This is a genomic window from Bradyrhizobium sp. McL0616, from assembly GCF_049993385.1.
In the GTDB taxonomy this organism is placed as follows: Bacteria; Pseudomonadota; Alphaproteobacteria; order Rhizobiales; family Xanthobacteraceae; genus Bradyrhizobium.
In genome coordinates, this window is record NZ_CP188255.1 from 2,033,821 (window position 1) to 2,047,241 (window position 13,421).

Here is a 13,421-nt window from a genome sequence, read left to right on the forward strand (position 1 = left end):
GCTTCGCTGCGCTCGCAATGGCGGAGAATGGGGTTGGCGGCGGAGGCATGTAGCGCCACTCCGCTCACGGCCCGCCCACAATGCCATTCTGCCAGTGTTTTGCCCGACGGAGCAAGTCGCTTCGGCAAGTCCGAAATTTCTCGCGCGTTTTCAACCGCATCTCTACTGTGCATGGGGTTGTTTTCGACTTTTTTGTCGGTCCGCCCCCGGCACGCCGCTTGCATTTCCTCCCTGCGGGTATCTGTCCTCTCACCGAGGCCCGCATGGATCTGCCGTCCGATCTCCCGGTCCGGAGCCTGATCGATCGCGCCGCGACCGGCGTGGTCTACGATCCGCTTGCGGCAGCCACCGAGCACCCAAAGTTTGTCCATCACCTCGGCAGCCCCTGGTTTCTGGCGCTGACGGCGCTCGGTGTCGTGTTCGGCGACATCGGCACCAGTCCCCTCTATGCCTTCCAGGTCGCGCTCTCCGGCCTCGGCCACCCCCTGCCTGTCGCGGCCGAAGTGACCGGCATCGTCTCGCTCATTCTTTGGGCGCTGATCGCGATGGTCGCCCTGAAATACGTCGTGTTCATTTTGCGGGCGGACAACGACGGGGAGGGCGGCATTCTGGCGCTGTTGTCGCTCGTCGCTGCCGGGAAGGTCGCGAACGGGACAAAGCTTCCGATCCTGGTCCTGCTCGGCGTCATCGGCGCCTCGCTGCTCTATGGCGACGGCGTCATCACGCCGGCGATCTCCGTGCTGTCGGCGATGGAGGGCCTGAAGCTGGTGGCGCCCGACTTCGAGCACTTCATCCTGCCGGCGACGCTGGCCGTGCTGATCGCCCTGTTCGTGATCCAGCGCCATGGCACCGGCATCATCGGGCAACTGTTCGGACCGGTCATGGTCGTGTGGTTCGTCGTGATCGCCATGCTCGGTGCGGTCAATGTGTGGAAGGCCCCGGCGATCCTGCTGGCCGTCAATCCGCTGGCGGCTGGACATTTCCTGCTCGCCGATCCAAAGATCTCCTTCGTGGTGATCGGCGCCGTCTTTCTCGCGCTCACCGGCGGCGAGGCGCTCTATGCCGACATGGGCCATGTCGGCGCCACCGCGATTCGCCGCGCCTGGTTCGCGTTGGTGCTGCCGGCGCTGATGCTGAATTATTTCGGGCAGGGCGCTCTGGTGCTGTCCGATCCCACCGCCGCCGACAACCCCTTCTACAAGCTCGCCCCTGGCTGGGCGCTGATCCCGATGGTGATCCTGGCGACCTTCGCCACCGTTATCGCCTCGCAGGCGTTGATCTCCGGCGTGTTCTCGCTGACACGGCAGGCGATGCAGATGGGGCTGGTGCCGCGGGCGCGGATCACGCCGACCTCCTATGACGAAGCCGGCCAGATCTACGTGCCCGCCGCCAATTGGCTCTTGATGACCGGCACGCTGCTCACGGTGATCATGTTCCGCTCGTCGGAAAACCTCGCCGCCGCCTACGGCATCGCGGTATCCGGCACCATGCTGATCACGACCATCCTGCTCTATCACGTGGCGCGGACGCGCTGGAAATGGTCGCGCAGGCTGGCGCTGCCGGTGATCCTCATCTTCGGCGCGATCGATGCGACGTTCCTGGTGTCGAACTCGCTCAAGATCGTCGAGGGCGGCTGGTTTCCGCTGGTCGTCGGCACGGTCATCGCCGCGCTGATGCTGTCCTGGCGCAGGGGCTCGTCCACAGTGCGGCAGCGCCTCGACGACATGTCGATGCCGCTGAATGCATTTCTCGGCTACGCCGACACCGCAGTGATCGGCCGTGCGCCCGGCATGGGCGTGTGGCTGACAAAAGTCGAGCATGGCGTCTCGCCGATGCTGCTACGTCATATCGAGCACAACCGCGTGCTGCACGAGACCGTGGTGCTGCTGACTTACGTTTCCGATCGCCGGCCGCGCGTGCCGTTCGGCGAGCGCCATTCGGTGCATCGCCTCGGCCGCGGCTTCTATCGCATCCAGGTCCGGCTCGGCTTCATGCAGACGCCGGACATTCCGCTGACGCTCGACAATTGCAACAAGCTCGGCTTCGACGCCGATCTCGAGCACAAGAATTACTACCTCGCGCATGAGACCATCGTCCGCCGCGAGACCGGGTCGGCGATCGATCCAGTCTCGTTCGGCATCTTCTCGTTCCTCAACCGGATCGCCAGCCGCGCGCCCGACTTCTTCAAGATTCCCCACGACGCGGTGATCGAGGTCGGCTTCCGCGTCGATGTCTGAGGATCAGGCTTCCGTCTGCGTCGCGGGCTTTGCCGCCGGCTTCTTGCTGGAGGCGAGCCAGTTCTCGAAGCGCTGCACCACCACGAAGAAGGCCGGCACGAACAGCACCGCGAGGCAGGTCGAGGCCAGCATGCCGGAGAATACCGTGATGCCGATCGATTTGCGGGCGCTGGCGCCGGCGCCGGTGGCGATCACCAGCGGCACCACGCCGAGGATGAAGGCGAACGAGGTCATTAGGATCGGACGGAAGCGGGCGCGCGCGGCCTCGATCGCGGATTCCAGCACCGGCTTGCCGTCGCGGCCGTGCAGCTCGAGCCCGACCTCGACGATCAGGATGGCGTTCTTGGCCGACAGCGCGATCAAGAGGATCAGGCCGATCTGGCAATAGAGGTTGTTGTCGATCTTCAAGCCGTTGAGGACCAGCATCGGTCCGATCAGCGACAACGGCACCGCCAAAATCACCGAGATCGGCGCGTACCAGCTCTCGTACTGGCCGGCGAGCACAAGATAGACCAGCAGCATGGCGAGCCCGAACACCCAGTAGATCTGGTTGGAGACCGCCTTCTCCTGATACGACATCGCGGTCCATTCAAAGCCGGTGCCCGGCGGCAGTGTCTTGTCCGCGATTTGCTCCATCAGCTGCAGCGACTGGCCGGACGAATAGCCCTGCGCCGGCAGGCCGACGATGGTCGACGACGGATAGAGATTGTAGAGGCTGATCAGCGATGGTCCGGTGACCGGCGTGATCGTGGCGACGGTGCCGATCGGGACCATGTTGCCGTCCTGGTTGCGCACCTGCATGTTGGCGATGTCGCGCTCGGTGACGCGGAACGCTGGGTCGGCCTGGGTATAGACCTGGAACACGCGGCCGAATTTGTTGAACTGGTTGACGTAGGACGAGCCGAGATAGGTCGATAGCGCAGAGAACACCTGGTCCGTCGTCACGTGCAGGGTCTGGGTCTTGACGCGGTCGATCTCGACGTTGAACTGCGGCACCGAAGAGCGGAACGACGACGACACGCGCTGGAGCGCGCTCTGGCTCTGGGCATTGGAGACCATCGCGCCGGTGATGGCTTGCAGCTTGGCGAAATCGCTGTTGCCGTCGCGCAGCTCAACCTGCATCGAGAAGCCGGCGGCGTTGCCGATGCCCTGGATCGGCGGCGGCGGCAGCACCAGCGTGCGCGCCTCCATGATGGTCGCGACCTTGTCGTTCAGCCCGTACACCAGCGAGCGTAGATCCTCGCCGGGGCCTTTGCGCGCCCCCCAGTCCTTCAGAATGATGTAGGCGACGCCGGCATTGGCAAGGCTCGCGCTGCTGTCGAGCGCGGAGATGCCGGCGATGGTGATGACCTGGGCAACGCCCGGCGTCGCCTTGATGAGCTCGCTGGCCCTGTCGAGCACCTTCTGGGTTCGTTCGAGCGAGGCGCCGTCGGGCAGCTGCACGGCGGCGATCAGATAGCCCTGGTCCTCGATCGGCAGGAAGCCGGTCGGCACCCGCGACAGGCCGTAGCCGCCGATCCCGATCAGCACCAGGGCGATCGCGACCGAGATCGTGCTGTTCCTGCACAGCACGCCGATCAGCCGGATATAGCCCCGCTCGACCCGGTTGTAGACGGCGTTGAAGCCACGGTAGAAGAAATTGCGCTGCTCCGGCGGCACCGTCGGCCGCAGCCACAGCGCGCACTGCGTCGGCTTCAAGGTCGCGGCGTTGATGGCGGACAAAAGCGCGGTTGCCGCGATCACCAGCGCGAATTGCGAATAGATGCGGCCCGTCAGGCCGGCGAGGAACGATGCTGGCAGAAACACCGAGATCAGCACCAGCGTGATGCCGACGATCGGCGCAAACAGCTGGTCCATCGCCTTGATCGCGGCGTCATGGCCGTTCATGCCCTGCTCGATATTGTGGGCGGCGCCCTCGACCACGACGATGGCGTCGTCGACGACGATGCCGATCGCGAGCACGATCGCAAACAGCGTCGACATGTTGATGGTGAAGCCGAGCGCCGCCATCGCAGCGAAGGCGCCGATGATGGTCACCGGCACCGTCGTCGCAGGCACCAGCATCGCGCGCCAGTCCTGGAGGAACACCAAAATCACGACCAGCACCAGCAGGCCAGCCTCGATCAGCGTCATGTAGACCTCGTGCACCGAGGCCTCGACGAATTTGGTGGTATCGAACGGCGTGTCGTATCTGACGCCTTCCGGGAATCGCTTGGCGAGCTCCACCATCTTCTTCTCGACAGCCTGCTCGACCTGGAGCGCGTTGGCGCCGGGCGACTGGAATACGCCGATGCCGACCGAGGGCTGCTTGTTCAGCGAGAAGATCTGGCTGTAGGTCTGTGCTCCCAGCTCGACCCAGCCGACGTCGCGCACCCGGGTGACGTCGCCGCTGGTGCCGGTCTTGACGATGATGTTCTCGAACTGGCTGGTGTCTTCGAGTCGGCCGTTGACGTTGAGCGTGTACTGGAACGCTTGGCCCGGCGGTGTCGGCGGCGCGCCGACCTGGCCGGCGGAGATCTGCTGGCTCTGCTGCTGGATCGCCTGGATGACGTCCTGCGGCATCAATGCGCGCGCCTGGAGCTTGTTCGGATCGAGCCAGACCCGCATCGAATATTGGCCGGCGCCAAACACCGTGACGTTGCCGACGCCGGGCAAACGTGACAGCTCGTCGCGAAGGTTGATGGTCGCGTAGTTGCTCAAAAAGAGGCTGTCGAACCGGGAGTCCGGCGAGGTCAGCGTGACGAACAGCAGGATCGAGGTCGACTTCTTCTGGACGGTGACGCCCTGGTTCTGCACCGAGGCCGGCAGTTGCGATAGTGCGCTGGAGACGCGGTTCTGCACCAGCACCTGCGCGAAGTTGAGGTCGGTGCCGATCTTGAAGGTCACGGTCAGCGTATAGGTGCCGTCGGAGGCGCTGAAGGACTGCATGTAGAGCATGTCCTCGACGCCGTTGACCTGTTGTTCTATCGGCAAGGCAACCGTGTCGATCACGGTCTTGGCGCTAGCGCCGGGATAGCGGGTGGTGACCTGCACGGTCGGCGGCACCACGTCCGGATATTGCGCGATCGCGAGATTGAACAGCGACACGCCGCCGATCAGGATCATCAGGAGCGCGATGACGTTCGAGAGCACCGGCCGCTCGATGAAGAATTTTGAGATCATGACCGGCGGCCCCTCACTTGGCAGATCGTTTGGCAGATCACTTGGCAGAGGCCTGAGGCTGTTCGATCTTGGTCAGTTGCGGGTCGATCTTCTGGCCCGGAATCACCCGCAGCAGGCCCGCGGTCACGACGCGGTCGTCCGGCGTCAGGCCGCCCTCGATCACGCGCAGGCCGTTGTCCACGGTGCCGATCTGTACCTTGCGCTGCTCGACCACGCTGTCCTTGTTGACCACTAGGAGATAGCGGCCGCCCTGGTCGCTGCCGAGCGCCGTGTCGGGGACCAGGAGGGCATTCTTGTCCTGGTCGAACGGGACGCGGACGCGGACGAAATAGCCCGGCAGCAAAACCCGCTTGTCGTTGGGGACCAGGCCGCGCACCGCGAGCGTGCCGGTCGCCTGGTTGAGGGTCGGCGCGACATAATCGAGGTGGCCTTCATGCGGATAACCGGTTTCGGTCTGGAGGCCGACCTGGATCGGAAACTGCTTGAGGTCAGCGGCGGTCAGCCCGCGACGCTGCGCTTCGGCGCGGATGCGCAACACGTCCTGTTCGTTGACGGTGAAGTTCACCCAGATCGGGTCCATCGCGACGATGGTCGCGAGCTGGGTTGGCGATGCGACGCCGACGAGCTCGCCGATCGAGACCAGGTGAGCGCTGACGATGCCGTCGAACGGCGCGCTCACCTTGGTGTAACTATAGTTGAGCTCGGCAAGCCGGGTGTTGGCCTGCGCTTGCTGGAGATTGGCCTGGGCGTTGTCGCGGGTCGATGTCGAGGTGTCCAGCGTCGCCTGCGAGACTGCCTGGCGCTGGACGAGATCGACCTGCCGCTTGTAGTCGGCTTCCGCCTGCCGGAGCGAGGCCTGTGCGCCGGCCTCTGCTGCCTGCGCCTGGTCAAGCTTGAGCTTGTAGGTCTCAGGCTCGATCGTGAACAGCTGGGTGCCCTGCTTGACGAAGGTGCCGTCCGTGTAGTCGATCGATTGCAGGAAGCCTTGCACGCGCGCCACGAGATCGACGCTCCTGATCGGCGCGGTGTTGCCGGTGGCCTCGACATAGCGCGTCACGGCGCGCTGCACCGGCGTGGCGACGTCCACCTTGGGCGGCGGGGGCGCCACGAAGGTGTTCTTGTCCTCGCAGCCGGCGAGCGCGACCACGGCTGCTGCTGCAGCCAGTGTCCGACCGATATGTCTCCACTGTCCGTAGCGTCGAGCGGGACGAGCGAGATTCGCGCAGGTCATTCGATGGCCTCCGATTGCTATCTGTCGGTGCGACAGGCTAGCAACAAACGAGCGGCCGTGGAACACCATAGCCATGGCAGTCACAATCCTTGCACTGCAAACGGCGGCATGGCCTTTGACGGTTTGTCATGACAAATCGCTTTTCACGGAGCGCATGATCGACCAGGATTGTGTCAAAGGCCGCGTGACGGGCGCGAGGCAGGCGGAATGAACAAGACAAGAAGAGAGCATAAGAAGAAACGTGAGGAGAAAATGACATGCCAACGCCACTCTGGTCGGCCTGCGCCGGCCTCGTCCTCGCAGCGGCGGTCGCCATGCCCGCGCTAGCTGATGGCCTGAAGGACGAGATCGCGCCAACCGGCAAGCTGCGGGTCGCGATCGCGAGCAGCCCGGCGGGCGGCGCTTTCTGGTCGACCAAGACCGAAGCCGGCTATGCCGGCGTTCCCGTCGATCTCGGCAAGGAAATGGCCGCCCAGCTCGGCGTCCCCGTCGAATATGTCGTGCACCAGAATTCCGGACAGATCACCGACGCGGCGGGCAAGGGCACCTGGGATGTCACCTGGCTGCCCAAGGATCCCGAGCGCGAGACCAAGATGATGTTCGGCCCGATCTACGAGGTCGCGGATGCTACCTATATCGTCAAGGCCGGTTCGACCGTCACTAATTTTGCCACCCTCGACCAGCCCGGCATCAAGGTTGCGGCCGTCAACGCCACCACCACCATGCGCGGCGCCGTCGCGCATCTGACGAACGCGAAAGTCACGGGCTACCAGACATACGATGAAATATTCGGTCTGTTGAAAAGCGGCGAGATCGACGCCTTCGCGCTGTCGCGCGACCAGCTCAACAAGATGGCGCAGAAGCTCCCGGGCACGCGCGTGCTGGATGAGACCTTCAAGAAGACCGTGACTGCCGTCGCCGTCCCGCTCGGCCATCAGCAGTCGCTGACCTTCGTCGCGAAGTTCATGAACGAGGCCGTGACGAACGGCACGTTGCGCAAGGCCTATGACAATAACGGTCTGAAGGATGCGCCGATCCGCACCGAATAAGACGCGCGGCGCAGGATGGCCGCGCCGCGCCCCGGCCTATGGCTCCGCGGTGCGAATCCCCGCGGGGCTCACCTGCATCTTGAGCGTGGCGGTTTTGTTCAGTGTCTTGCCGTCGAACGAGAACGCAATGAGCTCGCTCTCGACCATGCACTGTGCGACGAGGTATTTGGAGTCCTTCGACCACACCATGCCCTGGCACCAATGGCCGATCTTCGCCTCCGCCACCGGCGCGAGCTCGGTGCCGGAAATCTTGTAGACCTTCAACAGGCCAAAATCGTTGAAGAACGGCGAGGCCGACGGCTTGTTCGAGCCGTTCATGACGGTCACGGCGACGTAGTTGCCGTCCGGCGACATTTTCACGCCCTCGGGCGTCTGCCCGACGCTGACCGTGTTGACGACGTGGATCGGTTTTGCGGTCATGTCGATCAGGCTGATCGTATCCGTGTCGCCGCCGCTGGCGCCGACATTGCCGACGATCGCGGTGGCGCTCCCGGTGAGATCGATGTCGTAGGGGCGCACACCGGAATAGAGGTCGCGCTTGGCGTATTCGACCTTGCTGCCGTCCACCGTCAGCAGCGAGATCCGGCTGTCTCCGTCGCGGGTGACAAGGGCAGTCGCGCCGTCGTAAGAGAAGACGGCGTGGCTCGGACCTGACTTGGCGTCGCCGAGCTGGATTTTGCCCGCCGGCGTCAGATTGTTGCCGCTGATCGTGAAGACCGAGACCGTGCCTTCACTCCGGTTGGCAACCAGCGCCAGCGTCGCTGTACGGTTGATCGAGACGCCGGCAGCGCCTGCGCCGGCCTGGAGCGTCGCGAGCACCTTGGGCGGCGACGATTTCAGGTCGATGACCGAGAGCTTGTCATCGGGCACCGTCTTGGTCGCATCGGCCGGATCGACCTTCATGGCGCCCGTCACGAGCGCATACGCACCATCCGGCGCGATCGCCACGCTTGGCGGCGGGCCGACGACGCTGGCCGGGGCCGGTATCTCGGCGAGCAGTTTTAGCTGGCCGTCGGTGAAATCGATCACGCTGACTGTGTCCGGCAGCGGTTGCTTGCGCACCACGGCGTTGCCGTTCTCCAGCGCCATCTTGCCGTCATTGGCGGTGACGACGATCTCGGCATGGCTCGTTGAGGCCGCAAGGCCGGCGAGCGTCGTTGCAACCAGGGCCGAAGCGATGTGACGTGCTCTCATATAAGCCTCCCATTTTGGCGGACCTCTTTCGGGCCTCGCCTGATCAGACTGTAACATTAGTTCGCGGGCTTCGCGCGGCCACCGATATCTTGCAGGAAGCCGCGGACCTCGCGATTCAGGAACTCGACGTCCGCCGCATTGAACCCGCCGGCCGAGGCGTGGCCGGTGACGGTGCCAGGGCTGATCGTTTCCATCTTCACGTCGCGGATGTTCTTGCCCATCTCGGTCGGTTCGAACTCCGGATTGAGCAGGTCCTTGGTGCCAGTCAGAATCAGGGTCCTGGCCTTTATCGAGGCCAGCGCCTTCGCGGTATCGCCGTTGAACCCGGGAGAGGTGCCGACGTCGTGACGTTCATAGGCCCAGGTCTGGTAGATCCAGTCGTTGGCGTCGAACGCCTTCAATGCTGCGTCCTCCTGCTCCTTCATCCAGGGCAGCGCGTCCATGCCGTTCTTGAACTGCGCCTGATACATGTCCGGCGTGCGCGCCGCGAGCAGATTGAGAATGTCGCGCCAGAGGCGGACGCCCTTTTCGGGCGGCGCATCATAGTTTCCGCCGTTCCACGCGGCATCGGTCATGATCGCCTTTCGCGAGGCTTCGACCACCGCCACGCTCCAGGCCGGCGTCTTGGCGAGCGGGACCATGGCCACCAGTGCATCCATATCGTCCGGATGGCTGACGCCCCATTGCAGCGTCTGCATGCCGCCCATCGACGGACCGATCACGGCGACCAGATGCACGACGCCGAACTTCTCCTTCACCAGGCGGTGTTGCGACTCGACCATGTCGCGGATCGTGAATTTCGGGAATTGCATGCGCGGCTGCGCCTTGGAATTGCTCGGCGAGGTCGTCAGACCGTTCCCGATCGCGTCGGTGCAGATGATGAAGTACTTGTCCGGGTCGAGTGCCTTGCCGGGGCCGATCATGAAATCGATCCGGTGATGATTTCCCGAGATCGCCGTCACCATCAGGATGGCGTTGGATTTCTCGGCGTTCAGCGTGCCGTGGGTCACATAGGAGATCGAGAAATCCTTGATCACTTCACCGCTTTCCAGCGCGAGGTCTCCCTCGCTGTAGAGCTGGTGAGGCGGCTGTTGAGGTGTGTGTGCCGCGACCGGCGCAGACATCAAAAGGCTCAAGGCGGCCACGCGGATGATGTTTTTCATGATTGCCCCCCATAGCGACATATCTTTGTTTTGCTTAGCTAAAAGCAATCGGACGATTTCCGCAACGATTTGAACGCCACGATTTTTGTTCTTGGTCAGGGAATAAACGAGGTTGCCGCGATCTGGATCGCGCTCGGCTCGAGGTCGCGGTGTGGCGAGAATCTCCGGCAAAACGGGCCTGTGGAAAATTTTGTCCGAACAACCGCGCAAAGTGTCTCTTGCGTCAAACTGACACAGCTTTGTCACTCGTGATCGCTAGGGTTCCCGCGTCATTCCTTCCGGGGCAAACAGAGATGAAATCTAAATTTTTGACGACGGCTGCGATTTTCGCGGCCGCGACTGCACTTGCGTGTGCCATGCCGGTTCTCGCAGACGATTTCGGTCGGGACCGGGATCATGACCACGATCGCGATCATGATCGCCATCCGCATGAGATCCACACCGAGACGCCGATCAAGCATCTCGTGATCATCTTCAACGAGAACCGCTCGTTCGATCATTACTTCGCGACCTATCCGAACGCGGCCAATCCGTCCGGCGCGATCCCCTTCGTGCCGAAGCCGCATACGCCGAAGGTCAACAACCTCGCCAACGCCAATCTGCTGGTCAACAATCCGAACAACAACGCCGCCAACGGCACCGGCGCGACGGATCCGTTCCGTCTCGACCGCACCCAGGCCAATACGCGTTCGCAGAACCACGCCTATACGCCCGAGCAGCAGGCCGTCGACAACGGCAAGGAAGACCTGTTCCCGAAATTCACCGGCCGCGGCACTGCCGGCGGCGCCGGCGCGTTCGGCACCAACGGGCAGGTGATGGGCTATTTCGACGGCAACACCGTCACCGCGTTCTGGAACTACGCGCAGCACTTCGCCATGAGCGACAACCACTGGACCGACACTTTCGGCCCGTCGACGCAGGGCGCGCTCTCGGTGGTTTCCGGTCAGACCAATGGCGCGCAGAACATCGTCGGCAACACATCGTCGATCGCCGACGGCCAGGGCGGCCTGACGCTGATCGGCGACACCGATCCGGCCTACGATTCCTGCTCGAGCACGACCAGCACCGTGCTGATGACCAGCAAGAACATCGGCGACCTGCTCAACGACGAGCACATCAGCTGGGGCAGCTTCATGGGTGGTTTCGATACCACGCTCAAGAACACCAACGGTACCACCGGTTGCGTGCGCAGCACCTTCTCGGGCAATGTGAACGGCACCATCGTCGATTACATCCCGCACCACGCCTGGTTCCAGTACTACAAGTCGACCGCCAACCCGACCCATGCGCGGCCGAGCTCGGTGCATGCGATCGGCCATACCTATGCGGATGACCATAAGACCCTCGATCCGGCCAATCACGCCTACGATCTCGAGGATTTCTACGCGGCGGTGAAGGCCGGCCATCTCCCGGCCGTCTCCTACATCAAGATGCCGGCCTTCCAGGACGGTCATCCCGGCAACTCCGACCCGCTCGACGAGCAGGCCGGCAATGTCGAGCTGATCAACTTCCTCCAGAAGCAGCCGGAGTGGCGCGAGACCGCCGTCATCATCACTTATGACGACTCCGACGGCTGGTACGACCACCAGTACCTCGCGCCGAAGAACGCCTCCTACGATCCGACCGCCGATCAGGTCAACGGCCCGGGCCTGTGCGGCCTCGGTCCGCAGAAGCAGCCGGCGCCGAAGGGCCTCAGCGGCCAGCCGGTGAACGGCCGTTGCGGTCCGGGCACCCGCGTGCCCTTCATCGTGGTCTCGCCCTACGCCAAGACGAACTTCGTCGGCCACACCTATATCTCTCAGGCCTCAGTGGTGCGGTTCATCGAGGACAACTGGCTGCGCGGCAAGCGTCTGGGCGGCGGTTCGTTCGATGCCTCGACCGGATCGATCGCGGAACTGTTCGACTTCGATCAGGACCACAGCCACGACTTCCGCACCGACGCGCTGTTCCTCGATCCGACCGCCGGCACGGTTATCGTCAGCCCGCCGGACGAGCATCATCACCACTAGTCCGACAGGACGACATATGCACAGCCGCACTCTGTGGCTCCTCGGCGCCGGCCTGCTCTCGCTGGCCGGCGCTGTCTTTGCGGTCGAGACGCAAGGACTGGCCGAGGCGACCCCGTCGGGCCTCAACCCGAACCCGGTTCATCTCTATCGTCCGCCGGTCGCGCCGCTCTCGGCGATGGCGCAGCTCGGCAAAGCAATCTTCTTCGACGCGTCGCTGTCCTCGTCCGGCGCGCTGTCATGCGCGTCCTGCCACAGCCCTGATCAGGCCTACGGCCCGCCCAACGACGGCCCGGTCATGCTCGGCGGCGCCGCCCTGTCGCGGCAAGGCGCACGCGCGGTGCCGTCGCTGACCTATCTCGATCGCCACCCGAATTTCAGCATCGGACCCGATAAGGGCGACGACGACAACATTATCGATCTCGCGCAGATGGCCGCGCTCGGCCAGCAGGCTGCGCGTACGACGAAAACCGCGGGCGGCTCCGGCGCGTCGGCGAACATCGTGCCGCAAGGCGGCCTGTTCTGGGATGGTCGCGCCGACACCCTTCAGGACCAGGCGTTGTTCCCGCTGCTCGATCCCAACGAGATGGACGGCGGCAGTGCCGAGATCGTCGCGGACAAGCTGCGCCATGCGCCTTACGTCCAGCGTTTCGTCGAGCTATTCGGCGCCGGCGTCCTCAAAAATCAGGGGCTCCTGATCTCGGAGGCGATGTTCGCTGTCGCGCGCTACCAGGTGGAAGAGCAGAGCTTCCATCCCTACAGCAGCAAGTACGACAACTGGCTCGAGGGCAAGGCGCGGCTTTCCGAGAGCGAATTGCGCGGCCTGCAATTGTTCAACGATCCCGACAAGGCCAACTGCGCCGGCTGCCACACTTCGGCGCCGACCCGCGACGGCCTGCCGCCGCTGTTCACCGACCACCAATACGAGGCGCTCGGCGCGCCGCGCAACGCTACGCTCGCGAACAATCGCGATCCCAATTACTTCGATCTCGGCGTCTGCGGCCCGCATCGCACCGACATCTCCGAGCAGACGCAATTCTGCGGCATGTTCCTGACGCCGACGCTGCGCAACACCGCGACGCGTCACGCCTTCTTCCACAACGGCGTCTTCAGCACCCTCGAACAGGTGATGGATTTCTACAATTTCCGCGACACCAATCCGGACAAGGTGTTTCGGCGCGGCGCGGACGGCACGGTGCAGAAATACGACGACCTGCCGCAAAAATATCACGCCAATGTCGACGTGACCGATCCGCCTTTCGATCGCCACCCCGGCGACAAGCCGGCGATGACGGAGCAGGACGAGGCCGACATCATCGCGTTCCTGAAGACGCTGACGGACGGCTACAAGGCGGAGAACTAGGAGCGCCGTGCTGCTC

The 13,421-nt window shown here is 63.8% G+C and carries 8 protein-coding genes; 4 read left to right on the forward strand and 4 right to left on the reverse strand.

Annotated elements, in window-relative coordinates:
* Positions 1-263: 263 nt before the first annotated feature.
* A complete protein-coding gene (locus ACPPVR_RS09835; RefSeq protein ID WP_426614030.1) occupies positions 264-2,237 on the forward strand; it encodes a potassium transporter Kup in 1,974 nt (657 codons plus the stop codon).
* Between the two features lie 3 nt (positions 2,238-2,240).
* Here the strand turns inward: ACPPVR_RS09835 and ACPPVR_RS09840 are convergent, their stop codons facing one another.
* Positions 2,241-5,399: an efflux RND transporter permease subunit gene (locus ACPPVR_RS09840; protein ID WP_426614031.1), complete on the reverse strand. Its 3,159-nt coding sequence runs from the start codon at positions 5,397-5,399 to the stop codon at positions 2,241-2,243.
* Positions 5,400-5,436: 37 nt separating this feature from the next.
* Entirely contained in the window at positions 5,437-6,630 is a 1,194-nt protein-coding gene (locus ACPPVR_RS09845) for an efflux RND transporter periplasmic adaptor subunit (protein ID WP_426614032.1), read from the reverse strand.
* A 257-nt stretch (positions 6,631-6,887) separates the two neighbouring features.
* Between ACPPVR_RS09845 and ACPPVR_RS09850 the strand changes: the two genes are divergently transcribed.
* Complete coding sequence (locus ACPPVR_RS09850; RefSeq protein WP_426614033.1) at positions 6,888-7,679, forward strand: ABC transporter substrate-binding protein; 792 nt, start codon at positions 6,888-6,890, stop codon at positions 7,677-7,679.
* 36 nt (positions 7,680-7,715) lie between these two features.
* Here the strand turns inward: ACPPVR_RS09850 and ACPPVR_RS09855 are convergent, their stop codons facing one another.
* Together ACPPVR_RS09855 and ACPPVR_RS09860 are read right to left on the reverse strand one after the other, a co-directional pair.
* Positions 7,716-8,873, reverse strand: coding sequence for a beta-propeller fold lactonase family protein (locus ACPPVR_RS09855; protein ID WP_426614034.1), 1,158 nt, complete (start codon positions 8,871-8,873; stop codon positions 7,716-7,718).
* A gap of 56 nt (positions 8,874-8,929) precedes the next feature.
* Positions 8,930-10,036, reverse strand: a complete 1,107-nt coding sequence (locus tag ACPPVR_RS09860) for an alpha/beta fold hydrolase (protein ID WP_426614035.1) — start codon at positions 10,034-10,036, stop codon at positions 8,930-8,932.
* Between the two features lie 293 nt (positions 10,037-10,329).
* Here ACPPVR_RS09860 and ACPPVR_RS09865 point away from each other — a divergent pair, with 293 nt between their 5' ends.
* Together ACPPVR_RS09865 and ACPPVR_RS09870 are read left to right on the forward strand one after the other, a co-directional pair.
* On the forward strand, positions 10,330-12,045 hold the full coding sequence (locus tag ACPPVR_RS09865) for a phospholipase C (RefSeq protein WP_426614036.1): 1,716 nt from the start codon (positions 10,330-10,332) through the stop codon (positions 12,043-12,045).
* A gap of 16 nt (positions 12,046-12,061) precedes the next feature.
* Positions 12,062-13,405, forward strand: a complete 1,344-nt coding sequence (locus ACPPVR_RS09870) for a cytochrome-c peroxidase (protein ID WP_426614037.1) — start codon at positions 12,062-12,064, stop codon at positions 13,403-13,405.
* Positions 13,406-13,421 lie beyond the last annotated feature (16 nt).

Bases quoted from the DNA above. Each gene is read 5' to 3' on its own strand.
- ACPPVR_RS09855 (WP_426614034.1), bottom strand. From the start codon at position 8,873: ATGAGAGCACGTCACATCGCTTCGGCCCTGGTTGCAACGACGCTCGCC.
- ACPPVR_RS09850 (WP_426614033.1), top strand. From the start codon at position 6,888: ATGCCAACGCCACTCTGGTCGGCCTGCGCCGGCCTCGTCCTCGCAGCG.
- ACPPVR_RS09870 (WP_426614037.1), top strand. From the start codon at position 12,062: ATGCACAGCCGCACTCTGTGGCTCCTCGGCGCCGGCCTGCTCTCGCTG.
- ACPPVR_RS09835 (WP_426614030.1), top strand. From the start codon at position 264: ATGGATCTGCCGTCCGATCTCCCGGTCCGGAGCCTGATCGATCGCGCC.
- ACPPVR_RS09860 (WP_426614035.1), bottom strand. From the start codon at position 10,036: ATGAAAAACATCATCCGCGTGGCCGCCTTGAGCCTTTTGATGTCTGCG.
- ACPPVR_RS09840 (WP_426614031.1), bottom strand. From the start codon at position 5,399: ATGATCTCAAAATTCTTCATCGAGCGGCCGGTGCTCTCGAACGTCATC.
- ACPPVR_RS09865 (WP_426614036.1), top strand. From the start codon at position 10,330: ATGAAATCTAAATTTTTGACGACGGCTGCGATTTTCGCGGCCGCGACT.
- ACPPVR_RS09845 (WP_426614032.1), bottom strand. From the start codon at position 6,630: ATGACCTGCGCGAATCTCGCTCGTCCCGCTCGACGCTACGGACAGTGG.